We start from the raw sequence: 21,148 nt of genomic DNA, 5'->3' as shown, positions 1-21,148 counted from the left end.
TCTTTTTGGGCACGGCTTTTTTATGCCTGCATCCGGGGAAAATAACTATTCACGGCAGTGCTATTCAAGGTAAACCACGAATCTGAGAAAAGTACACCGGCTAACTGAGCATTGGATAAGGTTTGTTCAGTTTTAAAACAATGGTCAAACAGGATACTATCTTAATCACGATTCAAATTCTCTTTCCAAATCCAGTTCACTCGCCACCCTAAGAAACGTGAATGCTTACTGGCCTAAATTAAAGTTGAGGAAAAAGTTACTTTTCTGATCGACTGATGCAGTGTTTTTGGTAGATGGCGAATCATGGTTTTTTTTGACGGAGTGTGTGGAAAAGTTACTTTTTTAATAAAAACGGGCCATCAGTAGGTTATATCTGGCTATCAGATCCGTTATGTCCTTTTCTTTAACCCCCGTGTAATAATCCGTACGGATCAGGTGCGGATATTCTGGCGGAAACAGGGTCGTATCGTCATCAAGGCAGATAAAGGCTTTTACCTGGTGCCTGGCCACGAATTCTTCACATTCAGCTGCACGTACCCCTATTCCCCCCGAGGGTAGACACAGGGATGGGGTTGCGCCAATTACCCGGTCTCTGTACGGCGAGCGGAAAAGTGACTTTAGGTAGGTAATACTCCCGCATTCTCTCCATGAACTTGATATAACGATGAACATTGAAGGACTTGCATCAAGTAACTTCTCAATCAAATACATCCGTTCGAAAGATTCATTCTGACATTTGTGGATTACACCATCAAAATCCAGGAAAAGAACAATATGGATTAATGGCAGAGGTCCCCATAAGCCAGCTGTTGATTCATCCTGAGGCAAGATCCCGTCCAAGTCTTTATTTCTAAGCTTCTGTGGAGAACAGCGTATCTTGCACAGGAATTCGTATATTGATTGGAGCATACCTAACCTCTTTCACGGGACAGTTTCACTCGCTCAGTGATGAATTGTTCACAGCCACGTAAAACAACTAAACAATAAATTGGAGAGTAGGGGGGTAATTTACTCCGGAACATTTTTTACAATATGTCCGTTGTACTGGGTCTTTGGTTGCGTCCACTGATATAACTCGTCCATGCCATTCCGGCCCTGAATCCGGCGATTGTATTTGACCATGAAGTTAAAGATATACCTCGCCCGGACCTTAGGGGTTTTGCTGTTGTAATCGGCAATCCCTTCAAATACATTACCATTTCGGTCTACAATTTTCCGGTAAAGCCACCAGGTACCTACCCAGAAACTGGCACAGGCGTCATAGGCCAATACCCGCCAGGTAACAGACGGAAAGTGGCCACGTATTTCCGGCAGATTGGACGAATTGATCTGCATAGGTCCAATATCATAAGTGCCATTTTTATTCCGGCTGAACGTTCCCACTTTTCCGCCTTCATTATCAAAAAGCGTAAAGACCAATTCTGCATCAATCCCGAAAAAGCGGGAGGCATCGGTAATGCACTGTGTGTAGACTTCAACAGGAACGGGAATAGGTTTCACATCATCTGCTGGTGGTATAAACACGAGATAATCTCCACTGGAATTACATACTGGATATTCTCCCACATCGCGGGCTAAAAATTTTTACTATAGGGAGGGAATTTTGTCCCTTAAGCGAATTTGGAGGATTTTTTCGCATGATAGTATTAATGCTCCATTAAAGGAGCTGAAATGAATAAGACTATCAAGGCATCATTCTTATTACTGGCATCTTGTACGGCCTTTAGCATGAATGCCCAGACAGTGAAAACTGACGTGCTTCCTGATGCAGCACTGAAGAAATTAAAAGAAGTTGGGCTGTCCATCGAGCATATTGAACCATCCCCAGTAAAAGATATTTATACCGTGATTTCAAGAGAAGGCGTGAGTTACGTCAGCAAAGATGGTGATTACATTTTTACCGGGAGCTTGTTTCATGTTAACGGCAAAGATGTGGAGAATACAACGGAACAGGCGATACTGAAAGGCGTCAGGGAGTTTGCTGCTAAAACAAAATCCATAGAATATAAGTCGGCGAATGAAAAATATCGCCTGGCGGTGTTTACTGATATAACCTGCGGGTATTGCCAGAAACTACATCATGATCTTCAATCCTATCTCGATGCCGGGATCTCAATAAAATTCCTCGCTTTTCCGCGTGCAGGCCTGAACTCCGTGGTCGCGGGGAATATGGCAAAAATCTGGTGTGCGGCCAAACCTAATGATGCGCTGGATGCTGCAATGAGCTCGATATCAATCATTCCGGAAGGACGGCCTGACGCGGCCTGCCTCGATATTATCAAATCGCATTTCCAGGTTGCTTCAACTATTCCGCTTCAGGGTACGCCAACCATGGTAACGCTGTCGGGTAAACCTCAGTTGTTCACCGGCTGGTTGAGCCCGGAAAATCTGGTGACCCGCATGGGCACCGCACAAAAGTGACTTTTCACGACTGCAAGAGGTGATTATGAAATCTGTAATACTGACAACGTTAATGCTCGTGGCGGTTGGCACTCAACCCGTCTTTGCGGCCCAATGCCAGTTCGGGTCCTGCAACGCAGACATTGAGGCCAGCAGTGAACTGCTGGTCTCTGCGGCTCAGACGGATAAAGACGCGGTTTTAAAAAAACTTAATGACGCATCATCCCCCAGCGACGCTATGTCTAAGCGGGTTGAATCGTATCTGAATAATGACAGGCTAAAGGTGAACACCGACAGTACCCGGAAAGGTCCGGGCAATGGAATCGTGAAGCCGACGGATGAGCTAGCGCCGGTAAGGCAGCTGAAAGCCATTCGCCCCGAGCTTGTACAAAACCCCATCACCCAGCCATTGGTTGCCTTTTATGAACGTATGGCCTGAGAGCGCCGTATATCCGCGATTTGGGGGTTAGAAAATGTCGCTCTGGCTCAGCATTGTCACCCGGGCAACGGGATTACCGGATAAGCGGTATTTAAATGATCCGGTGATCTTCCGTTATTACCAACAAAAGATCCAAAAGGCTCCTTTTGCCCTGGTCGGATGGACTCTCTGTTTCCTGGCAACCATCGGTGTGTCGCTGGGACTGGAGCTCTCCAACCAAATATTACTTCTCGTTCTGCTGATTCTGTTTTTACTAATGGTGGTTCTCCAGAGTCGGTACCAGTTCATGCATCCGGAGAGATGCATCAGTGCTCGATTTTACCAGGAGGTGCTGGACGATGCGTCAGTGTCAGATATTCAGAAAGCGCAGTTTGAGTATTTGTTCGTGTCCAAAGTGGATGCAATGACGATCGGTGATCTTTACCGGCTCTATGATTTCAACAGAGGAGGCCGGTAAAGGTGCGGCATGCAGGTGAGAAAAGTCACTTTGCGGTTGGGCGTTGCGGTGCTGGTCATTAGTTCCAGGGAACCGATGCGACATAGTTTCCGGAGCGTAGCGGGGCATCCAGTTTCCCGGCCAGAGCGTCGATCATTGCGGAATACGCAATGCTGTCCGATGGGATTGGCGCATTGCTCTGCATACTGACTTTAAGAACCTGTTGTGCCCCTTTCCCCGCAGGGTAGACTTCCACATCAAGGCGGCGCCAGAAATGCCTCTGTGATATCGTCTCTGACCCCACGATCCCGCTGACGGGTTTATAGTCATAGTCCGTCTGAGTCTGCCCGTGTTTATCTTTTTTCGTTGTCTTCTTCTCGACGACATATCCGGTTATGCCCGTCACCAGCTGTTCACTGTATTGCATATTTTCCTGGGTCTTACTGTAACTGAATCTGAGAATATAGTCGGGCAGATGGTTGGAAATATTAAACCCTATCCCCGTTAATCCACTCGCAAACCGGGCTGCAAACATGCGCGATTGTATACTGTCATCAGGCGCTACAATTTCAAATTTCTTGTTGCCTACCGGGCGTGACATTAAATCGTAAGCATCAACATCATTCCCGAAATGATAGCTGCACCCACATAAGAACGTTGTGGCGGTCAGTAAGAATAAATGCCGTAACATTCTAATTCCTCCAAAAAGGGTTCTTTAACGAATAATTCCGATGTGCTGTGACAGTATAATCGAACACAGGTTGATAACTAACAAGTTGAATTCGTAAAGGTGGCTATGACTAAATTAAATTATTTAAAACCCGTAGCGTCTGTTTTAATTTCTGTGTTGATTGCGACGGCTGGCTCTGTGTATATCACGTCGAAATATTTTAAAACTGAGCTCCCCAGTAACGATGAAGTAGGAAAGGTAGCGGCTACCTATCTGGTAAAAAATCCTCAGTATCTGCTTGAAGCGGGTAAGGCTCTTGAAAACCAAAATACCAACGCCTCCCTTGAGCGGATCATCCCTTACGCACCGGCTCTCTTCGAGACCAAAGAGACTCCCAACATTGGACCGGATAATGCGGCCGTCGCCGTCATCGAGTTTTTCGACTACCAGTGCCATTTCTGTATGAAGGTAGCGCCGGTCGTTGAATCCGTGTTGAGCCAGAGCAGCGATGTTAAATTCTTCTTTAAAGAATTTCCAATCTTCGCTGGTTCGAAACCCGTTTCTGCGATGGGGGCGGCGACAGGCCTGCATGTGTACCAGGCATTTGGCGCTGAAGCGTATCGTAAGTACCACAACAACCTGATGACCAGCGCGTATGTATTCTTCAACAACCAGCGAGGGTTTACGCTCAGTGATTTAGACATGGTGGTGAATAAATCCGGGTTCAACAGCTCATTCAGCGATCGAGAAAAAAGTCGCTATGAGAATGTCATTTCCGGAAATATGCAACTGGGGGAAGCTCTCGGGATCAGCGGAACGCCAGGGTTCATTATCATGAACATGCAAAAACCCGATGCTGCAACGACATCATTCATCCCGGGGGCTGTCGACGAAGCTACCCTGAAATACGCAATCCAGAAGGCCCGTGGTGGTTAAAGTAGCTTTTCATGCCAGAACTGACCATGCCGGGTAACACTGGCATGGATGTCAGGCTTTTACGACAAGTAGCTCATTCCAGCGAGTGGTATACCGTGGCGACATTGACAGTATGGTCTGCTACCCCCTGAAATCCTGCTGAATCCCTTCCCCAAGCAGGAACAGAGAGCTACGCAGCTCTTTGTTAAACCGATCCATCGCCTTCATAAGCGCTTCACAGCCTCGTTTGGCGGGCCGCTCATCGAATTAGTCGCGATGAGTGGCTCAATGCCGTAACAGCTAAAATCTGGTAAGAGATATTTGTTAGTTTTCTACTAATTGAACGACTACCAGCCTGCCACCTTCCTCTTTTGACAAAACAAATTGAGCGTTATTCTTCAGTTCTATTTTTTCCCCAACCATAATCTGCCGCTTATCCGGTAATGACATTAGTCCTGATATGCCTTCATTTACCAACCACCATTGATCGTTATGGTAAACAAAATAACCAACCCGTTTCCTTTGTGCATCCGTTGTACGTTCATTTGGCGCGATAAGACGATTCACATGCCACGCATAGATAGACTGCCCGCTCCAGACCATCAACCGGTGATCGTCAGGACGATAGCTGCCTTCTTTACGAGAAGAATAAAAATTAAGCACTGGCAACTTACCTTTATACGGCGTACCGCAGTAAGGACAGACCGGCTTTGTCTTACCCGAGAAAACGTACCACTTCTGTTCACATTTCGTGTTTTGGCAGGGCTGTATCAGGTCAACGGTCTTAACCAAGGCACTTTCCCACTCATCGGCGGTAGGGCGTTTTGTGGCATCATGTAAGCCATCGATGAAGGCTCGATCAAACAATGACGTCAGGTAGGGACCCATGATGGTGTAAGGAATTTTACCCGGGTCAGCCCAGGGAAGTGAAAAGGAGGATAACTGACTGATTTTGACTGCATTACTTTTGTCTGTCGGATGTTCAATGAAGAGCGCTTTCTCACCCATTGATAAGGTTTCATCACGCACTTCATCCGACATGTCATGTATTTTTCCGCCACGTAGCGGATGACGGAAAAACAGGTACATGTAGATAAGCACCGACAGTGCATGGCGGTCAGTAGTAATGCTTGGCAGTACGCGGTTCGGATCTTCTTTGGAAAGATGGCTGGTTTTCACCACCTCCGGAGCGATAAAATCCGGAGTGCCCACCACATCGGGAGGATACTTTCCAGGAACGACTAGGCCGTCTACGTCAATGATGCAGGCATGGCCCATTTCTGGATCAATCAGCACGTTTTTATAGCTGAGATCGCTGTGACAGAGGCCAGCTGCATGCATCCTTCTGACGGCTCTTGTCAGCAGCAGACAGACTTTGAGATAGGTAAGCGTATTGCCTCGTTCACGCGGATCGAGGAATTTATTCTGGTTGCTGGCGCTGGCAAACCATTTGCCTTCTTTCTCCCGGCCTTTAATATCCAGAAAATCATCGTTTTTGGAACCATATTTAAAGAAAAAATGGTTCTGGTAGGTTGGAACCACGATACCGATTTTATTCCCATGCTCAACAACGTGGGTCGGCCAACAAAACAGATCCTTCCAGTATTCGCCACCGGATTGTCCAAAAATGTTTTGCCTGTAGCGGCCGGTGATCATATCAATACGATCCCGGGCCTGCTCATTCTGCGGTTTTTGATAAAAAGCGACGACGTAAGATTTATCAGGCGAAAAGTAAACATCCTTCATCGAGCCTGAACCAATCACCTCGTCAACATACTGGACTGTTTCGCCGTTCTTTGTTTTACACGTAACGATATTTGCCATATTGATCACCGAAAAAGCGTATCCCTTACCACAACACCGCAATAGTGCGGTCATCATGGTTCCCAGTGGAGAAAAAGTTTAACCAGTCGCCTAACCCCTCAGACGCAATACTGGCGTCTGCGAGGATAGGGGAGATCTCATTAATGAGACGGGTCCATTTTTCGTCACTGCGAAGCCCGTTATCAGTCTCAAACAGAGGGTCTGATACGCCGTCGGTCATAAGGATCAAGTGAGATACGTCATTCCATTTGCCCACGCTGATGCGACCAGTAAATGATGGGTCTGCGATAATGCTCTGGTCAAGGAAGCGGGTTTGTCCTGCGTATTCTCCGCTATCGGGATTTCCAAGTATCCTGACTTTACCTGAAGGACTGTATGCACCTATCGCACCATCGCCAAGCCAGAAAGCAGCTGCAAACAGCTCGTTTTCAGTTCGCAGTGCTACAGTTGCAAGAAGGGTTGTTGAATAGGATTTCACAGGTTGTTCTGCACAAATGGCTTCGTTCTGGATGCTGTTGACCGCGAGCGTAGCTGCCTGTTTAAAATGATGAAGCATGGCGTTTATGGTTGCCTGCTGATCGCTCCCTTCCCAAGTCGTGATATGCTCTTTTAAACGGACGCCTTTCACTCCACTGAGCTGATTGAAAAGGTAATCGCCAGCCGTCATGACTGCAATTCGCGATCCCTCTCTGGAATTTACTGCACTACCGGCCCCGTCTGCGACCAGCATGACAGACCATCCTGTTTCCTGGCAGTGGTTGATATAGAAGTCATCATCTCTGAAGCTCCCGGCATGCTCATGAGAGCGGCCCCGGCGACTGGCGGCAGCAATACATATGTTATCTCTGACCAGGCCAGCAGAGTCCAGATGGGCCTTAGGGTAGGGAGCGTCTGCTGGTGGTTCTATTACCTTCCACAGGCTTCTCGGATCCGGGTTTACTACAAAAAGTAACTTTGTTTCGCATTCGTCGTGCGAAGTGTATGACCACAGTACTGAAAGCTCAATATCGCCAATTTCAGTGGGTATGCCAGTGAGCAACCCTTGTTCTTTTTTATACGACAAGCCAATGTCCCGGGGAAAGACAACGTCTCTTATCGTCGCCCGTCCACCCTCATCCAGTATGATGGCAACCGGCGAAGAGAAACGTTCGCCTGCGCGGGCGTTGGGTATGGTTATTCTCGCTGTCGGGGGCATTACACATTGCACTGCTGACCCGGTCCGATGCTGGCTTTCCGGTACCTGCCCAGGTTTTAGTATCGGAGACGGCTGGTTTTCAGTTTCATTTTTTCCTGGTTTCTGAAGTTCGTAAAAAGGCATCAATTTCCACAATGTAGGGCTGGTTTCGTTGACTGTGGCTGTTTGCGTCTCTTTTTTGTCAATAGCGTGGTTTCCCTGCATATCCTCATCAGTCCCGACCGGCTGTTGCTTTTCGGCAAGGCCTGGAGCAGGCGGGAGGGCAGTCACTGATTCGTTCTCACCTTCGTTAACCAGTGCAGAGGTACCTTTTGCAAGGTTCTCAATCCGCTTTATAAGCTGCATAACCTCGGCAGACAGGGCAGGATCCTGGGATGGAAGGGAAAGCCGCTCACCTTCTGCGGTGTGGCTGAGCTCAGACAGAACTAAGCGGATAATCTTTTCTTCAAGTGACGTATTTTGCGACATCAACCTCTCCCTCTGTTTACGTCGAAGTTAGTGTTTCCGCCATCATTGCTGAATGAAAGACCTTTTTCACACCATGGGCAGATCACGTCATCGGGGCCATCAATGCAGAGCAACTTCCCGCATGAGCACATGGCAAACGCACTGGCATTACCACAGTGGGGGCAACCCGGTACACCATGCAGTTCGCTTGTGTTTACCTGCAAATCGGTAGCGGTGGCATCTGACCACGCAAAATAGTCCTCATCAATGGGATAGCATCCGGCAATATTAAAGTTGTTCAGGTTCAGGTTGAAATCGAGCCCGGAAACCCTTGCTGGTGGCCGTTCATATTTCATCAGGTACGGTCGACGAGTCTTGCTGCAACGCCCGGTGAGCGTAACGCAGTTTTCGTCGTACGCTTTTACATACTCGTCTTTGGACAGGCGAACTATGTATTCAGTCTGGCTGAGCTCCGGTTGTTTTTCGTCCCCGACACTGCGGCTGTGAGCAGTAACCGAGGCCGTGATCCATTTGATGAAGCGGGTAAAGTCGCCTTCCTGTGACTCTGTGAATAGCATGACATTTTCTGTCAGCTGCCGCAGGATATTCAGGTCCGCTGACGGTCCCAGGCCAACGGCAATGAGATTCACCTTACTCGCGTAGTTATTTTTCCAGCGTTTCACTTCTAAGGTTGTGTCGTCAGTCGGACGTCCGTCGGTAAGGAGATACACTACGGGTTTCCAGTCGCCTTTAGTCTCATGAGTGGTTTTTCTTACCTGAGTATCAATTTGCACGGTCAACTCACGCAATGCAGCCCCAAGGCTCGTGCCGCCGCCAACGGGAAGGCGGGGAGGGTAGAACGAGGCAATTTCGTGCAGAGGTACAATCGTGCGGGCTATTCCGGCAAATGCGATTACCGAGACCCAGGCCGTTTCCAGTGCGTGTGGATCTTTTCTTAAATCTCCGACGATCATTTGCAGACCATCAGTCATTTTTTTCAGGTTTTCACCGATCATGGACTCTGAACAGTCCAGAACAAAAAAAACGGGAAGGCGTCTCATAATATCCCTCGTACGGCTGGTAACAGTCAGCAGAAAACGGTTCTGTAAAGGAAGGCGTTTGCCGGGTAAAGCAGCACCTTCCTGTCTGTCAGAGCACCAGCTGTATTTCTGGTGGAGGAGGTGGGAGGGTATCTGTTCCGGCATTGATCCCCGCGCTTGTGCTACCGGAAGAAACGCTGGCCGAAACCCATTTAAAGAAACCTGCAAAAGCGGTTGAGTCGAGAGTCTCCAGAGACACAACCTTATCAGTGAGCTGTTTTAAATGCTCGTGGCCTGCTTTAGGACCTACCGCACAGGCAATGATGGAGCCAAATCCCCGGCCACGAATAGCTTTTACCGCTTCACCGTACGCCATGGCATCAGAAGGCGTACCATCAGTCATCAGGAATACCAGGGGACGCCAGTCTCCTTTTGTATCACCATCTGAGCGACGCACATCCCGGTCTACACACTGCATCAGACATTCAAGGGCAGCGCCGGTGAACGTCCCGCCAGCGCTTGGCACAACGATGTCAGAAAACTGGAAGTCTTCCAGCGGCGTGAGAGGAATAAACTCACGCGCCTCATTGTCATAGGTGATAATGGAGACATGGACACTTTCGAGGGCGTATGGATCCTGGCGGAGTGCGTTTAGCATCGCCTGAATTCCAACGTTAACGGAATGGATGGACTCACCGCGCATTGAACCGGAGGTGTCGATAACAAGGTAAACAGGCAGGCGACGCATCAGATGTAATTCCTCAGGTGTGAGACAAACGAATCTGATTCTGAAGGCTCACCAATTGCCTTGAGTTTCCAGCCTGTAGGTTCGCGTATCAGCTCGGCAAAGACCATGGAGCGCTGGCTGGCAAAGGCGGGTCCGCCAGAAAGATCGAATCGTGCCATTTCAATATTACGGGCATCTACTGCCCGGATGAAGGCATTCTGAACTTTACCAAAGTGCTGCTGGAGCTTTTCACCATTGTAGATCTGAACGATGAACACAATTTTCTCGTACTGAGCGTCAAGGGAATTCAGGCGCACAATAATTTGCTCATCGTCACCGTCACCGGCTCCGGTTCGGTTATCGCCTGTCAGCCAGATATTGCCTGACTTATGGCGAAGGCTGTTGAAAAAGATGATATCGCCATTCACAAGCGTTGGTTTACCATTTTCCACATTGCCGAGATCGGTCACCTTTCCGGCTGAATTACACAGGAAAGCGATCACATCAAGGTCGTATTCTTCTTCTTTTTTACCAAAGATCCCGCCGAGGAAACCTTTCTTTTCCTCATTAATATCCCAACCCAGGCCGATAGTAACGGACGAGAGATCGTATTCATTTTTTTTCAGGCTTACGCCCTGGCCTTTGCTCAGACTGACAGACATGACATCCCCTTAATTAATAAAATTATAAGACCACATTTACTTCTGGCGGCGGCGGTGGCAGGTCTTCAAGACCGATCACTTCTTTTTTGCTGGACTCCACTTTCTGACTGCCTACCGAAATGCTCGCACTGACCCATTTAAAGAAAGCTTTAATCGTCGAACTGTCAGCTGTATCGAGCTGAACCACGATTTCAGTGATTTCTTTGAGGACGCTGGTATCGGCATCATGCCCGGCTGCACATGCCACAACAACGCCGGTTCTGGCGGCTTTAAAGTCATTCAGGCCTTTACGCCAGTCATCATTCGGACTTCCATCCGTCATCAGGAATACTAGGGGACGCCAGTCACCTTTAGTGTCAGCCGTCGTTTTCTGTACTTCTTTGGCAATGGAGCTGGCCGTCAGGGTAAGCGCTTCGCCAAGAGACGTGGTGCCGCTGGCTGTTAGTGCTGGCATCTGGAAACTCAGGAGGTCTGTCAGGGGGACTGCCTGTCGGGCTGAAGAATCAAAGGTGATCACTGACACGTAAGCCGTTTCGAGTGCATACGGATCCTGTTTCAGCGTGGTAAGCAGCGTCTGAACGCCATTCTTAACCGCTTCGATAGGCTCTCCGTGCATAGAGCCGGACGTGTCGAGTAGCAGATATACGGGTAAGCGTCTCAAATGTAATTCCTTCTTAAGAGATCGGAAGAGGAGAGTAGTTTCAGGAAGAGGCCAGAGTTTGTAGATTTGATAAAACGGCACGACATCTGTCGGGTGGAGATTAAATACTCAGAAGCGGCATTAAAGAAATAAGTTAACCACCATTGAATTACCGACATGTGAATGGCCTCTTATCAGAGAAAAAAATTCAGACCGTACTGGAATATAAGATTTCTGAAAAAAACTCCGGCAAAAATAAACTTTCTTATGTATGAAAATCATCATACATCACAGATCTGCATGAATGGAGTGTAAATCGCCCAAAGATTGATGTGTAGCACAAGAGGATGTCAAGACACCAGGTTTTGTAGGCAGAAAGGCGCTGCTGACATTGCGGGAGGAGAATAGATCAAAACTCCGTCACGCAGATACAGAGGTGAAATATGACAAAACCGGGGTTTTCACCCCGGTCTGAGATTTAGCGTCAGGACTTTTTAGCGCTGTATTCTTTTATCAGTTCATCAACGGAGTGCAGAGCCAGCTTCTCTACCGCTTCACTTCGGGTCGAGCCACTCAGCGCAGCCAGACGGTCAATTTTTCTTAAAATCCGCATGCGTAGCGATAATGACACGGCTGTTTTTTTATCCTTATCGAGTACGACCTTCCCTGTGGACTCACCGGTTTTCAGTTCAGCATTCTGTGCGAGCGCTTCATTCATCCGGCGAAGGGTCTTTTTATCCAGCTGGCCCGGATTAACGAGATGGTATGAATGACCTGCCTTGCTGTATTTGATCTCCGCAGAATATGACTCGCGTAGCTCTTTGAGTGCCCGGGTTAATGTCGGCTCTGAGCATTCCAGACTGGTTATAATGTCGGCAGCGGAAACGGGCTTGCCGGTGCCCAGTAAGTTGGCAAGCTTAAAAATCCGGGCCTGTCTGGTATTTAATTGCATCGTAAGATTTAGCCTGCTTAAAGGGTTAGTGGTTCAATAGGCTGAAAAATGAAGGTACTGCTCATCTTTCGAATAACCGGTTGATCGCCTAACGCTTCAACCGGATCAATGTGTTCTAAGCCTGCAAAATTTACTGACGACATCTGGCTGCGACTGCATTTGCAGGACAGGATATACTCATCCTCCAGATAGCCGGTCCGCTTACTGACCCGTTGCGTAAAGCCTGACACAATCACGTTGTCGAACGGTAGCGTATGTAAAACGATACCGACCAGGCGGAACAAGCAGCCATGGACGTGGCGGGCATAGTTTTCGCGTACGGCTTTTTGCGTCATGGCTTTTTCCGTCAGCTCCGTGCCCCGGGCATTAACGCCGTAAATCTTATCAGGGAAATCTTCAATCTCAGCTAAATCAACATCCAGCAGGACTGCTGATAGCTCCGGCTTTACTTCAAATGCAACAAGCGTTTCACGCGGCCATTCAGTTTCTGCCAGCACACCCGCCAGGTATGATTCGAAAAACGCGGCGTCTGTCCGGAACTGCTGCCGGGCATCTGCCTGAGCCGTGGCGAGCCGTTTTTCATGTTCTTCAGCCTCAAACTTCCAGTTTGCATACTGTTCGGCCCAGGCCGTCCGTTGTTGCTGGTACCGGTGCTGTCGAAGGGTATTCTCACGCTCCACATCAATCAGCTCCTGCTGCCACCGGCGAAGATTTTCGGCGTGGCGCTCAGCTTTAGCTGATTCCGATTCAAACCATTTACCCAGAAAACTAATGCCTTCGCTCTCGGCAGGCTTTTCCGGCAATGCAAGATAGTCTGGCTTTTCTGGACGCACCGGTGCCGGAACCTGAAAAGGCGACGTTCTGTTATGCAGGTATACTGCTTCCAGCTCTGCCCAGCTGATGCCTGTTTTAGGATCCGGCGTCAGCTCGTGAATATTACGGATTGCGGTCACCGCTGACATGAGATCAGCGGCTTCCTGCTCAAGCGCCTGTCTGAGCCCCGGGTCGGTAGCCGTCCGGTTCCCACCTCCGGAACGCGCGGCCCGGTCAAGCCGGGTACGGTAACTCAGCCCGGTACCGGGCAAGCCCAGATTGGCATAGGTCCCCCGGCTTCCAAAAGAAACGGAAGCACCTCTCGGCCCGACACTCAGGCTCGGTGCACCGTTACTCAGGTTGAGGCGAACACCAGGAATAATGTTGATCGACTTTCTGAACCTGAACCCCATTATGATTTCCTTAATGATGCTGGGTCACGGTAAGTAATCTGATTCCATCAGCGCTTTGCTCGTTCTGTAACCCATAAAAACGAGCTCTGTCCAGAATGCCAGCCGCCCAGCGGCGATGTGTGGCGGGTTCACACATTGCTCCCTGCGACTTAAACACGGCCTGGGTAGAGTTCAGGATCCGCAGAGCGTCAGAATGCTCACCCTGAGTGACCATCAGCGCGTTTTGAATGACCTCTATCTGACCCGGGTGAATGGCCGTTTTCCCAACAAGCCCATGTGCCATATCAAGAGCCAGCTCTCTGGCCATTACGGCATGATCGTCAATATGCTCACATACGGGCGCGGTCAGGGCAAAATCACGCGGGCCGAAGACCGAAACGAGCATTTTGATGACGTAGCCCATCGGGCTGTCATACAGCGTCAGGTCCCGGGGACGGCGAAGCGACACAACGTTCATAAGATCGTTGCCGCCGATTCGAAGCGCAATAATGCGGTCGTGGCAGGGATGTTCCACCAGACGGGTGGCCAGCTCCCGCATCTGAGCCACGTCAAAGACGTCTTCTGTTTCCAGCGTTGGCATCATGCACAGGTGAGTCCCGCCCATGATATCCCACCATTCAGCTAACGAACTGAGGGTAAATTTCGGCAACACAAACCCGTCGACAGCGGAAAGATCATAATGCGCTTTTAACCATCTGCCCATGTCGGCATGCCGGGGGCGAATGAACACCAGAGGCCAGTCATTTTTACCCAGGCTACGCATGCTGTTACTGAGCTCGTGCAGCAGGTGCTCCAGATTTATGAGGGCGATGGGGATGTCTGCTTCACTGACAGCATCCTCAAGGCAAATTACCAGAGAGCGCAAACCCGGGATTTTCCCATGCAGGACGGCATCAGCAATATCTTCCCGTGTTGCAGGCATGTATAGCGTGGCTCCCAGATTCCAGGGAGAAAGACGATTTTTCATCAGAGTACCTTCTTGATAATGGTTACAGCCCGATACTGGCCGAGGGTTCCCCCCATTTCTGTAACAACTATTCCCTTTTCACGAGCAAGCCCTACAAGCAAGGCAACGTCCGGGTCGTCAATAGAACGCACAAATATATGGTCCGGTACCCGACGCAATACAGCCCGGGTTGCTTCAGCAATACCGGGTTTAATACGATTGACGCTGTCCACTTTAAATTCATCGGCCAGGAACGCGATAACGTCGCGACTTGTCTGCCATAAGATCCGGGCTGACTCCGTATTCCAGCTCAGGGGAGCGAGGGATGTCGGTGTTAACTTCTTACGGAAATGAGCGACGGTATCGACAAGCATCCGGCTGCATTCGAATTCACTGAGATGCTCGCAAACCATGCACCCATGTAATCCTTCAGAGGACCATACTGACCGGGAGATCAGGCCTGATACCGGCGCACCCATGATGCCAAAAGGAATGAGCCAGTCATCATCACTGGCAGCAAGCCAGGAGCAGCCACAGGGATCCGCCAGGACAACCAGTCGCGGCTGCTCAGGATAGCCCGGGCGATCTTTCAGTGCGCGTACAAGCTCTCCGGTAATTGCACCTTTACCTGTCCATCCGTCAACAAACACAATACCGCTGGTACCGTGTCGCTCTTCAATGACGTCAAGTGCTGTACTGTCAATTCCGCGATCCCGGATGATACTGATGCCGTAATGCCATGAGGTTTTCCCCATATCACGCAGGGTCTGGTGCAGCATAACGCCGAGGGGCACACCTGCCCTGACAAGACTGGCCAGAACGATGGGCTCATCACCGAAGCGTTCGACCAGAGCAATAGCGAGCTGCGTGACTTCTTTTGCAAGCCGGTCTGCCCCCCGATCCAGCGCCCGGTGAAACAAATCAAGATGCCATTGTGTGGGTGCTGGCTCCTGGCTGAGCATGTCCGAATAATGTTTCTTTCCGGACTGAATCAGCTCTTCTTTTTGCTCAACCGGCGTCATCTCAATGACTACCGGCTTTAGCAGAAACTCCACGTCACCGGGCTGGTATGAGCCAGCGAATGTTTCATGTGGCTGCATTTTATTCTTCTCCAAAAATTCGCTGTGAAATGGCCTCTGCAAACTGACTCTGTCGCGGAATGCCAAACCAGCTGCACAGTTTCATAAAACGGTGATCGCTCAGGCTGTCACCCAGACCTATTACGGGGAAAACCCCGCGCTCAGCGCGAAGCTTTTCGAGCAGCCAACTGACAGCTCGCCCCTTCTCAACCGGCGTGGGGAGCCAGGCTACGTTATTACTGTTTCGATGGATGTAGAAACCTTCCGTTGAGAACACCTTTTCAATTTCATCAGCAATAGCAGTGAGCTCATCGAGGCGTGTGCTGTCCCGGTGTTTCATCACCATATAAACCGGAGTTTCATCATATTCATAGTTAAGCCTTGCCCAGGCCTTGATCCCCTTTGCGTCCATCATTTCAGTGATCAGACGTTGCATAGACTCTAACCTTTCCTGGTAGGGCGCTAACTGGTCGAGCATAAGGGCCTTCCATTCCTCGTCGGGCGTTCCCTCTGGCGTTAGAATGACGGCCCCATGCGTGGTGATTGCCCAGGAGCGGAAAGGGATCCTGACGCGGCTGATTTCTTCAGTTCCCCGAGCGGTAACAGGAATGAGTTCAGCCTGCTCAAGGAGCCAGTCCACCAGCATGGACTGTTCTTCTGTCATAAAACTTCGTGGATTCAGGGTGCGATCAACGGCACCGGTACGAAATGGCTCCAGGGCCAGCTCGTCTACCATTTTACGACGGGTCTGAAAGAGCGTGTCGTCAAGGTCGCTCAGAACAACGGGTTTATTCATAGGTAACAATCTCCACGACGGGCGCAACCTCAGCCAGCGCCTTAAGAAGCTGCGCGTCAATACTTTCTGCGGGTGTCTCAGTACACACAAGAATGCGGTCAAACTGCTGGTGGGCGACGTTATAGACAAAATTGGGGATGCCCAGCCCGTAGTTATCCGTAAAGGAAATGGCGGACTCAATGGCATAACCAACGGCGATAGGGGAGCGGGTGGTCGAACCGTAAAATGCCTTTGCCCCGGCAGCTTCGAGCCGTTCTGCAAGCAGGAACGGCTCCCAGACGAATTCCCCTGTCCCGAGAACCAGAACACGCTCCCCTTTGCGGACGGAAACCTCATGGCCGAGATCGGCCGCAGGTGCGAGCATCCCCAGTCGACCCCATGACTGTTTCCCCTGGATGTCCCATTCTCCGCGTGAAGTTACGTTGACTTTCGGCATGTCCGGGACCGGTGCATCTGGTAATGTGGTCCATCCCCACTGACCGCTTACAAGAGAAACAGAAGTGACGGGTAAGGTGCTGCGCTCGGACAAGGCTTTGCCACTCCAGTCGGTAAGCGTAACGGCGATAACCTGTTCAATATGTTGAAGCTTGCCGGTATTACGCAGGGCAGAAAGCAGGTTAATAAAGGTATTACCGGTGGTTGCCTCGTCATCAATCAAAACCAGCGTTCGCGCGTTGGTAACACGACGTCTTTTCTCTTCATCATCTGGCAGATAGATCAGATGATCAGTGGCGTGGCTGTGTTCTTCCTTGAACTCGCAAAGCAACGTGCCATCAACCGGGTGACGGGTAGAGGTCAGATATACAGATTCACGATGCTGGTGGCGCACTTCATCAAACACACCGGCCCCAAGCCCAACGGCGGTTTCAGCCATACCGATAAAGAGTACGGGCCCTGTCAGCGTTGCGGGGAACTGGCTGGCAAGCTGTCTATAGGCCTGCCGCATGACTGAGGGTGGCACGGGAATGTGTCTGCCGAGTACTTTGCTGACAAACAGAAAGGCGCGTTTCGGGTTACGTCTTTCAGCGATATCAAACAGGTCATCGAGCGAAACTTCACCCTGGTCGCGGGTTACCTGAATCGTACCGCATGAGAGGGTACGGCGATAAATCATATCTTCGAGGATGTCAGACATAAATACGCCTTAATTCAGAAGGTTAGAGAGTGATTCCGGGTATGCAATTACATCCGTAATGGATCTCACCGCAACCGGAGAAAAGGTGTTTTTAGCGCTCTGGCGCACCATATCTTCAGACATCAGACCGAGCTTAAAGGCAGCAAATAACCCAGGAAGGTTCACCCCGCTGTGAAGGGTATAACCCACCCCCCCTGACGGACGCATGTTGGTTTCAAGCAGCACCGGGTTGCCATTCACATCGTTTCGCGTCTGAACATTCACCAGCCCGTCGGCCTTCATAACACGGGCGCAGTCACACGCCAGTTCCCAGGCGCTTCCTTCGTTTACCAGATACTGGATAGCCCCTTCCTTACGGCGTCCCACGGCTGCGAGTATTTCGCCCTTATCCGCGAGGATATCGACGGAAAATTCCGGGCCTGGCAGGTACGGCATCAAAACAAGGGGTTTAAACGACTCAGCAGCTGATGCTGCTGCAATATACTGTTGCGGACTGACCAGACGATGTTCGGGATGATTAAAGACGGCCATAGGCGAAGCACTGTCATCAAAGCGCCAGAATCCCATGCCATAGATACCCGTCACCGGCTTCACGCATACCGGGCTGTCAGTGAACGGCGGGGCCGCGAGGTGTGTCTTTAATTCTGCCAGCGTATTCACCCGCCAGGATGGTACGACCGGGAGACCCTTTTGCTCCATAAACTGAGCAAAAGTAACTTTTTCGTCAGCCAGAGTTAACCAGTCGACGCCCGTTGCACCGGTAGTAAGGGTGGCACCGGTCGATTCAATGGCTGAACGGTGTTCTTCAAACCACTGGCTGTTACGGCCAGTATGAATATGGTGGATGCCGTAGGTCTGAATGGTTTCCTGAATAAACTGGAGACGTTTTTGAGGATCTTCAGGTTCAGTCAAAGAATAATCGGCAACGGAAAGGATTTCATTTCTTTCGTTACGGTGGGAGGCAAAAACGGTAATGGCAAAATTATTTTTTTGTGCAAATGATTTTACCCCCTGAATAATATCTCGCTGGGAGGACAAACCTTCCATAAACCAAATTTTTTTGTTCATTTTTTTTAATTATCCGGAACGCCATGCAAATTTATGATTGAGAAGTGAGTCTATGAGTGTCTACGCAACATGTCAATCATAATATGATTAATAACTCCTGAGGTTATGGAGTGTGCCAGTGTTTTTGTGTGCCCTGTTAAAGTATTGATATTTAATACAAGTCTAGAGATAAGGACATCCTAAAAAGGATTTCATTTTGTGTTTTTACAGAAAACTACCAAAATTTCCCTTGTCAGAGAACTTCATCATGATATGATTTTCTTCGTCAGTTAATAAACAACCCTTTGATTGTCTCGGTCATTACCATTTTAAGGAATAAAACATGGTTTCATTAAGTAAGAACCAGACGGTATCACTCAGCAAAGAATCTTCAGCATTAAGCCAGCTTCAATTCGGCCTCGGTTGGGATCCGATTAAGAAAAAAGGTTTTCTTGGCGGACTGTTAGGTGGCAACGACTCAATCGATCTCGATGCTGGCTGCGTATTAATGGACAGCACTGGTAAAACAATTGACACCATCTGGTTCCGCAAACTGGAATCCACCTGCAAAGCTGTTGTGCACAGTGGCGATAACCTGACCGGTGAGGGTGACGGCGACGATGAAGTGATTAAGGTCAACCTCTCCCGTCTGCCTGCAAACGTTGAATACCTGGCGTTTACGGTTAACAGCTTCCGTGGTCAGTCGTTCAATGACGTCGAAAACGCATTCTGCCGCGTGGTCGATCAAACCGGCAAAGAGCTGGCTCGCTACAAGCTGACTGAGCAGGGCTCACATACCGGGATCGTTATTTCTTCGCTGCGTCGTAATAACGGCAACTGGGACTTTACCGCCCTTGGCCATGCCTGTCGCGGCCGCACAATTGACGATATGCACTCCGATATCGTTTCAGCGGTTATTCGCTAATGAACCTGACGCCGGGGGGCAATGCCCCCGTTCCAGCCCAGGAGTTGCGGGTCCGGATCACCTCGGGCGGTCAGGTGGATGCTTCGGCGTTTCGCCTGTATGCCGACGGGAAGGTGCAGGGTGATGCGGACATGGTGTTCTATGGTCAGCCACGCAACGATGATGGTACCGTCAGCCTGGTCAGTGAAGGCCAGTACTCAACTTTTACTGTCGCGCTCAACCGGCTGAAATCTGATGTCCAGAAAATTGCGTTCACAGTGACCTGTGACGGTGGGCAGACGGTGTCCGGTCTTCGTAATCTTTCCATCGACGTGGAGCAGGGGGCTACCGGCCTGGTTAGCGGCATTGTCGAACTGAGCGGCCGTCAGGAAGCAGCCTTAATTCTGGGTGAGTTTTACCGTCGTAATAATGACTGGAAATTCCGCTTCGTTGCACAGGGGTTCAACGGTGGTCTTAAACCGCTGGCAGAGCATTTCGGCGTAAATATTGCCGACGAACCTGCTCCCGCCGCCCCGACCCCTCCGGTTGCAACCCCTCCGCCAGCTGAGACAAAAATCAGCCTGAGTAAGGTATCTCTGACAAAAGAGAAGCCAGCAATCAGCCTGACCAAACGGGATAACTTCGGTGAAATCCGGATCAACCTGAACTGGCACCGGGGCAGCGGCAAATCGGGTTTCGCAGGCATGTTCGGCTCCAAAGGAATCGACCTGGATCTTGGGGCATTTGTTGAGCTTCAGGACGGGTATAAATCGGTCATTCAGGCGCTGGGTAATGCATTCGGTAATTATCGCGATGAGCCTTATGTTCAGCTCAAGGGCGATGACCGGACGGGTGATGTATCAGACGGCGAGTGGCTGCATATCAATGGCCGGGAATGGAAGCATATCCGTGAAGTGCTGATTTACGCCTTTATTTATGAAGGTATTCCCAGCTGGGACAAGACTGATGGTGTGGTCACCATTCATGTGCCGGATCAGCCTCCCATTGAGACCCGCCTCACCGAAGGTGAAAACCGTCGCACATTGTGCGCCATTGCCAGACTCGTAAATGAAAACGGCGCGATTAAAGTCGAGCGTATCAACCAGTACTTCAAAGGCCAGGACGAAATGGACCGGGCATTTGGCTGGGGATTTCGCTGGAGCGCCGGTTCTAAATAACACAGCAACAAAGGAAACAGGTATGAGCTTTTTCGACAAGGTAAAAGGTGCCATTAACTCTGGCCGGGACGAACTGACCCGCCAGGTTGGTCGTTTCAAAAACAAAAAATTTATGCACGGCACCGTTGCTGTATGTGCCCGTATTGCCGTATCGAGTGACGGCGTGAGTTCGGAAGAAAAGCAGAAAATGATGGGCTTTCTTCGCTCTTCAGAAGAGCTGAAGGTCTTCGATACCAATGAGGTGATCGAGTTCTTCAATAAACTGGTTTCAAGCTTCGATTTCGATGTTGAAATCGGCAAGGGCGAAACCATGAAATACATCCTGGCGCTGAAAGATCAGCCTGAGGCCGCTCAGCTGGCCTTACGTGTTGGTATTGCCGTTGCGAAAAGTGACGGTAACTTCGATCAGGACGAGAAACTGGCCTCCCGCGAGATCGCTATCGCGTTGGGCTTCGACCCGGCTGAATTTGGCCTCTGATCCACATCCCTA

At 49.9% G+C, this 21,148-nt stretch carries 24 protein-coding genes; 7 read left to right on the top strand and 17 right to left on the bottom strand.

Going from position 1 to position 21,148, the window contains the following annotated elements:
- Nucleotides 1–342 precede the first annotated feature (342 nt).
- Both IB222_RS24410 and IB222_RS24405 read right to left on the bottom strand, forming a co-directional pair.
- Complete coding sequence (locus IB222_RS24410; protein ID WP_015062996.1) at nucleotides 343–909, bottom strand: HAD domain-containing protein; 567 nt, start codon at nucleotides 907–909, stop codon at nucleotides 343–345.
- 99 nt (nucleotides 910–1,008) lie between these two features.
- Nucleotides 1,009–1,524 carry a lytic transglycosylase domain-containing protein gene (locus IB222_RS24405; RefSeq protein WP_032610469.1) on the bottom strand — a complete coding sequence of 172 codons (516 nt, stop codon included), beginning with the start codon at nucleotides 1,522–1,524 and terminating at the stop codon, nucleotides 1,009–1,011.
- Nucleotides 1,525–1,671: 147 nt separating this feature from the next.
- On the opposite strand from IB222_RS24405, the gene IB222_RS24400 reads away from it, so the two are divergent.
- Genes IB222_RS24400 through IB222_RS24390 form a run of 3 tightly spaced genes read left to right on the top strand, consistent with a single transcriptional unit; the run spans nucleotide 1,672 to nucleotide 3,296 of the window.
- Complete coding sequence (locus IB222_RS24400) at nucleotides 1,672–2,421, top strand: thioredoxin fold domain-containing protein (protein ID WP_040113318.1); 750 nt, start codon at nucleotides 1,672–1,674, stop codon at nucleotides 2,419–2,421.
- 25 nt (nucleotides 2,422–2,446) lie between these two features.
- The gene (locus tag IB222_RS24395; protein WP_032610466.1) at nucleotides 2,447–2,839 is read left to right on the top strand and encodes a hypothetical protein; all 393 of its coding nucleotides are present in this window, start codon (nucleotides 2,447–2,449) and stop codon (nucleotides 2,837–2,839) included.
- Nucleotides 2,840–2,873: 34 nt separating this feature from the next.
- Nucleotides 2,874–3,296 carry a hypothetical protein gene (locus tag IB222_RS24390; RefSeq protein WP_015062992.1) on the top strand — a complete coding sequence of 141 codons (423 nt, stop codon included), beginning with the start codon at nucleotides 2,874–2,876 and terminating at the stop codon, nucleotides 3,294–3,296.
- 58 nt (nucleotides 3,297–3,354) lie between these two features.
- Here IB222_RS24390 and IB222_RS24385 read toward each other — a convergent pair whose 3' ends face one another.
- Complete coding sequence (locus tag IB222_RS24385; protein WP_223203176.1) at nucleotides 3,355–3,702, bottom strand: hypothetical protein; 348 nt, start codon at nucleotides 3,700–3,702, stop codon at nucleotides 3,355–3,357.
- 369 nt (nucleotides 3,703–4,071) lie between these two features.
- Between IB222_RS24385 and IB222_RS24380 the strand changes: the two genes are divergently transcribed.
- Nucleotides 4,072–4,881 (top strand): DsbA family protein, encoded by an 810-nt coding sequence (locus IB222_RS24380; RefSeq protein ID WP_015062990.1) that lies wholly within the window; start codon nucleotides 4,072–4,074, stop codon nucleotides 4,879–4,881.
- A gap of 51 nt (nucleotides 4,882–4,932) precedes the next feature.
- Here the strand turns inward: IB222_RS24380 and IB222_RS24375 are convergent, their stop codons facing one another.
- The 14 genes from IB222_RS24375 to IB222_RS24310 form a co-directional block, all read right to left on the bottom strand.
- Entirely contained in the window at nucleotides 4,933–4,986 is a 54-nt protein-coding gene (locus tag IB222_RS24375; protein WP_223203177.1) for a DUF4113 domain-containing protein, read from the bottom strand.
- Between the two features lie 198 nt (nucleotides 4,987–5,184).
- Nucleotides 5,185–6,684, bottom strand: a complete 1,500-nt coding sequence (locus tag IB222_RS24370) for a lipopolysaccharide kinase InaA family protein (protein ID WP_032610464.1) — start codon at nucleotides 6,682–6,684, stop codon at nucleotides 5,185–5,187.
- 25 nt (nucleotides 6,685–6,709) lie between these two features.
- Nucleotides 6,710–8,347: a PP2C family serine/threonine-protein phosphatase gene (locus tag IB222_RS24365; protein ID WP_015062988.1), complete on the bottom strand. Its 1,638-nt coding sequence runs from the start codon at nucleotides 8,345–8,347 to the stop codon at nucleotides 6,710–6,712.
- Nucleotides 8,347–9,387, bottom strand: a complete 1,041-nt coding sequence (locus tag IB222_RS24360; RefSeq protein WP_015062987.1) for a TerY-C metal binding domain-containing protein — start codon at nucleotides 9,385–9,387, stop codon at nucleotides 8,347–8,349. Before IB222_RS24360 ends, IB222_RS24365 begins: the two co-directional genes overlap by 1 nt.
- An 88-nt stretch (nucleotides 9,388–9,475) precedes the next feature.
- Nucleotides 9,476–10,114, bottom strand: coding sequence for a VWA domain-containing protein (locus tag IB222_RS24355; protein ID WP_015062986.1), 639 nt, complete (start codon nucleotides 10,112–10,114; stop codon nucleotides 9,476–9,478).
- Nucleotides 10,114–10,755, bottom strand: a complete 642-nt coding sequence (locus IB222_RS24350; RefSeq protein ID WP_032610462.1) for a TerD family protein — start codon at nucleotides 10,753–10,755, stop codon at nucleotides 10,114–10,116. The genes IB222_RS24355 and IB222_RS24350 overlap by 1 nt, the downstream gene beginning before the upstream one ends.
- A gap of 22 nt (nucleotides 10,756–10,777) precedes the next feature.
- Entirely contained in the window at nucleotides 10,778–11,416 is a 639-nt protein-coding gene (locus IB222_RS24345) for a VWA domain-containing protein (protein ID WP_001388628.1), read from the bottom strand.
- A gap of 463 nt (nucleotides 11,417–11,879) precedes the next feature.
- Nucleotides 11,880–12,347 (bottom strand): tellurium resistance protein TerW, encoded by a 468-nt coding sequence (gene terW / locus IB222_RS24340; protein ID WP_001176767.1) that lies wholly within the window; start codon nucleotides 12,345–12,347, stop codon nucleotides 11,880–11,882.
- A gap of 17 nt (nucleotides 12,348–12,364) precedes the next feature.
- Nucleotides 12,365–13,573: a DUF4236 domain-containing protein gene (locus IB222_RS24335; RefSeq protein WP_000506888.1), complete on the bottom strand. Its 1,209-nt coding sequence runs from the start codon at nucleotides 13,571–13,573 to the stop codon at nucleotides 12,365–12,367.
- A 10-nt stretch (nucleotides 13,574–13,583) separates the two neighbouring features.
- The gene (locus IB222_RS24330; RefSeq protein WP_032610458.1) at nucleotides 13,584–14,540 is read right to left on the bottom strand and encodes an HpcH/HpaI aldolase/citrate lyase family protein; all 957 of its coding nucleotides are present in this window, start codon (nucleotides 14,538–14,540) and stop codon (nucleotides 13,584–13,586) included.
- Entirely contained in the window at nucleotides 14,540–15,619 is a 1,080-nt protein-coding gene (locus tag IB222_RS24325; protein WP_032610457.1) for a cysteine protease StiP family protein, read from the bottom strand. The genes IB222_RS24330 and IB222_RS24325 overlap by 1 nt, the downstream gene beginning before the upstream one ends.
- Nucleotide 15,620: 1 nt before the next feature.
- The gene (locus tag IB222_RS24320) at nucleotides 15,621–16,394 is read right to left on the bottom strand and encodes a hypothetical protein (protein WP_032610456.1); all 774 of its coding nucleotides are present in this window, start codon (nucleotides 16,392–16,394) and stop codon (nucleotides 15,621–15,623) included.
- Nucleotides 16,387–17,529: a phosphoribosyltransferase domain-containing protein gene (locus IB222_RS24315; protein ID WP_032610455.1), complete on the bottom strand. Its 1,143-nt coding sequence runs from the start codon at nucleotides 17,527–17,529 to the stop codon at nucleotides 16,387–16,389. Before IB222_RS24315 ends, IB222_RS24320 begins: the two co-directional genes overlap by 8 nt.
- A 9-nt stretch (nucleotides 17,530–17,538) precedes the next feature.
- Nucleotides 17,539–18,597 (bottom strand): ATP-grasp domain-containing protein, encoded by a 1,059-nt coding sequence (locus IB222_RS24310; protein WP_015062980.1) that lies wholly within the window; start codon nucleotides 18,595–18,597, stop codon nucleotides 17,539–17,541.
- A gap of 322 nt (nucleotides 18,598–18,919) precedes the next feature.
- Between IB222_RS24310 and IB222_RS24305 the strand changes: the two genes are divergently transcribed.
- Genes IB222_RS24305 through IB222_RS24295 form a run of 3 tightly spaced genes read left to right on the top strand, consistent with a single transcriptional unit; the run spans nucleotide 18,920 to nucleotide 21,136 of the window.
- Nucleotides 18,920–19,501, top strand: coding sequence for a TerD family protein (locus tag IB222_RS24305; RefSeq protein ID WP_015062979.1), 582 nt, complete (start codon nucleotides 18,920–18,922; stop codon nucleotides 19,499–19,501).
- Nucleotides 19,501–20,658, top strand: a complete 1,158-nt coding sequence (locus tag IB222_RS24300) for a TerD family protein (protein ID WP_015062978.1) — start codon at nucleotides 19,501–19,503, stop codon at nucleotides 20,656–20,658. The genes IB222_RS24305 and IB222_RS24300 overlap by 1 nt, the downstream gene beginning before the upstream one ends.
- A gap of 22 nt (nucleotides 20,659–20,680) precedes the next feature.
- A complete protein-coding gene (locus IB222_RS24295; RefSeq protein ID WP_000007448.1) occupies nucleotides 20,681–21,136 on the top strand; it encodes a tellurite resistance TerB family protein in 456 nt (151 codons plus the stop codon).
- The last annotated feature ends 12 nt before the right edge of the window (nucleotides 21,137–21,148 follow it).

Source organism: Citrobacter sp. C13 (assembly GCF_014596815.2).
In the GTDB taxonomy this organism is placed as follows: Bacteria; Pseudomonadota; Gammaproteobacteria; order Enterobacterales; family Enterobacteriaceae; genus Citrobacter; species Citrobacter portucalensis.
This window is presented reverse-complemented; position numbering and strand designations above follow the sequence as displayed.

What these genes read in the sequence shown, in the direction of transcription:
- IB222_RS24410 (WP_015062996.1), bottom strand. Translation starts at nt 909, where the DNA reads ATGCTCCAATCAATATACGAATTCCTGTGCAAGATACGCTGTTCTCCA.
- IB222_RS24400 (WP_040113318.1), top strand. Translation starts at nt 1,672, where the DNA reads ATGAATAAGACTATCAAGGCATCATTCTTATTACTGGCATCTTGTACG.
- IB222_RS24395 (WP_032610466.1), top strand. Translation starts at nt 2,447, where the DNA reads ATGAAATCTGTAATACTGACAACGTTAATGCTCGTGGCGGTTGGCACT.
- IB222_RS24390 (WP_015062992.1), top strand. Translation starts at nt 2,874, where the DNA reads ATGTCGCTCTGGCTCAGCATTGTCACCCGGGCAACGGGATTACCGGAT.
- IB222_RS24385 (WP_223203176.1), bottom strand. Translation starts at nt 3,702, where the DNA reads ATGCAATACAGTGAACAGCTGGTGACGGGCATAACCGGATATGTCGTC.
- IB222_RS24380 (WP_015062990.1), top strand. Translation starts at nt 4,072, where the DNA reads ATGACTAAATTAAATTATTTAAAACCCGTAGCGTCTGTTTTAATTTCT.
- IB222_RS24370 (WP_032610464.1), bottom strand. Translation starts at nt 6,684, where the DNA reads ATGGCAAATATCGTTACGTGTAAAACAAAGAACGGCGAAACAGTCCAG.
- IB222_RS24365 (WP_015062988.1), bottom strand. Translation starts at nt 8,347, where the DNA reads ATGTCGCAAAATACGTCACTTGAAGAAAAGATTATCCGCTTAGTTCTG.
- IB222_RS24360 (WP_015062987.1), bottom strand. Translation starts at nt 9,387, where the DNA reads ATGAGACGCCTTCCCGTTTTTTTTGTTCTGGACTGTTCAGAGTCCATG.
- IB222_RS24355 (WP_015062986.1), bottom strand. Translation starts at nt 10,114, where the DNA reads ATGCGTCGCCTGCCTGTTTACCTTGTTATCGACACCTCCGGTTCAATG.
- IB222_RS24350 (WP_032610462.1), bottom strand. Translation starts at nt 10,755, where the DNA reads ATGTCTGTCAGTCTGAGCAAAGGCCAGGGCGTAAGCCTGAAAAAAAAT.
- terW (WP_001176767.1), bottom strand. Translation starts at nt 12,347, where the DNA reads ATGCAATTAAATACCAGACAGGCCCGGATTTTTAAGCTTGCCAACTTA.
- IB222_RS24335 (WP_000506888.1), bottom strand. Translation starts at nt 13,573, where the DNA reads ATGGGGTTCAGGTTCAGAAAGTCGATCAACATTATTCCTGGTGTTCGC.
- IB222_RS24330 (WP_032610458.1), bottom strand. Translation starts at nt 14,540, where the DNA reads ATGAAAAATCGTCTTTCTCCCTGGAATCTGGGAGCCACGCTATACATG.
- IB222_RS24325 (WP_032610457.1), bottom strand. Translation starts at nt 15,619, where the DNA reads ATGCAGCCACATGAAACATTCGCTGGCTCATACCAGCCCGGTGACGTG.
- IB222_RS24320 (WP_032610456.1), bottom strand. Translation starts at nt 16,394, where the DNA reads ATGAATAAACCCGTTGTTCTGAGCGACCTTGACGACACGCTCTTTCAG.
- IB222_RS24315 (WP_032610455.1), bottom strand. Translation starts at nt 17,529, where the DNA reads ATGTCTGACATCCTCGAAGATATGATTTATCGCCGTACCCTCTCATGC.
- IB222_RS24310 (WP_015062980.1), bottom strand. Translation starts at nt 18,597, where the DNA reads ATGAACAAAAAAATTTGGTTTATGGAAGGTTTGTCCTCCCAGCGAGAT.
- IB222_RS24305 (WP_015062979.1), top strand. Translation starts at nt 18,920, where the DNA reads ATGGTTTCATTAAGTAAGAACCAGACGGTATCACTCAGCAAAGAATCT.
- IB222_RS24300 (WP_015062978.1), top strand. Translation starts at nt 19,501, where the DNA reads ATGAACCTGACGCCGGGGGGCAATGCCCCCGTTCCAGCCCAGGAGTTG.
- IB222_RS24295 (WP_000007448.1), top strand. Translation starts at nt 20,681, where the DNA reads ATGAGCTTTTTCGACAAGGTAAAAGGTGCCATTAACTCTGGCCGGGAC.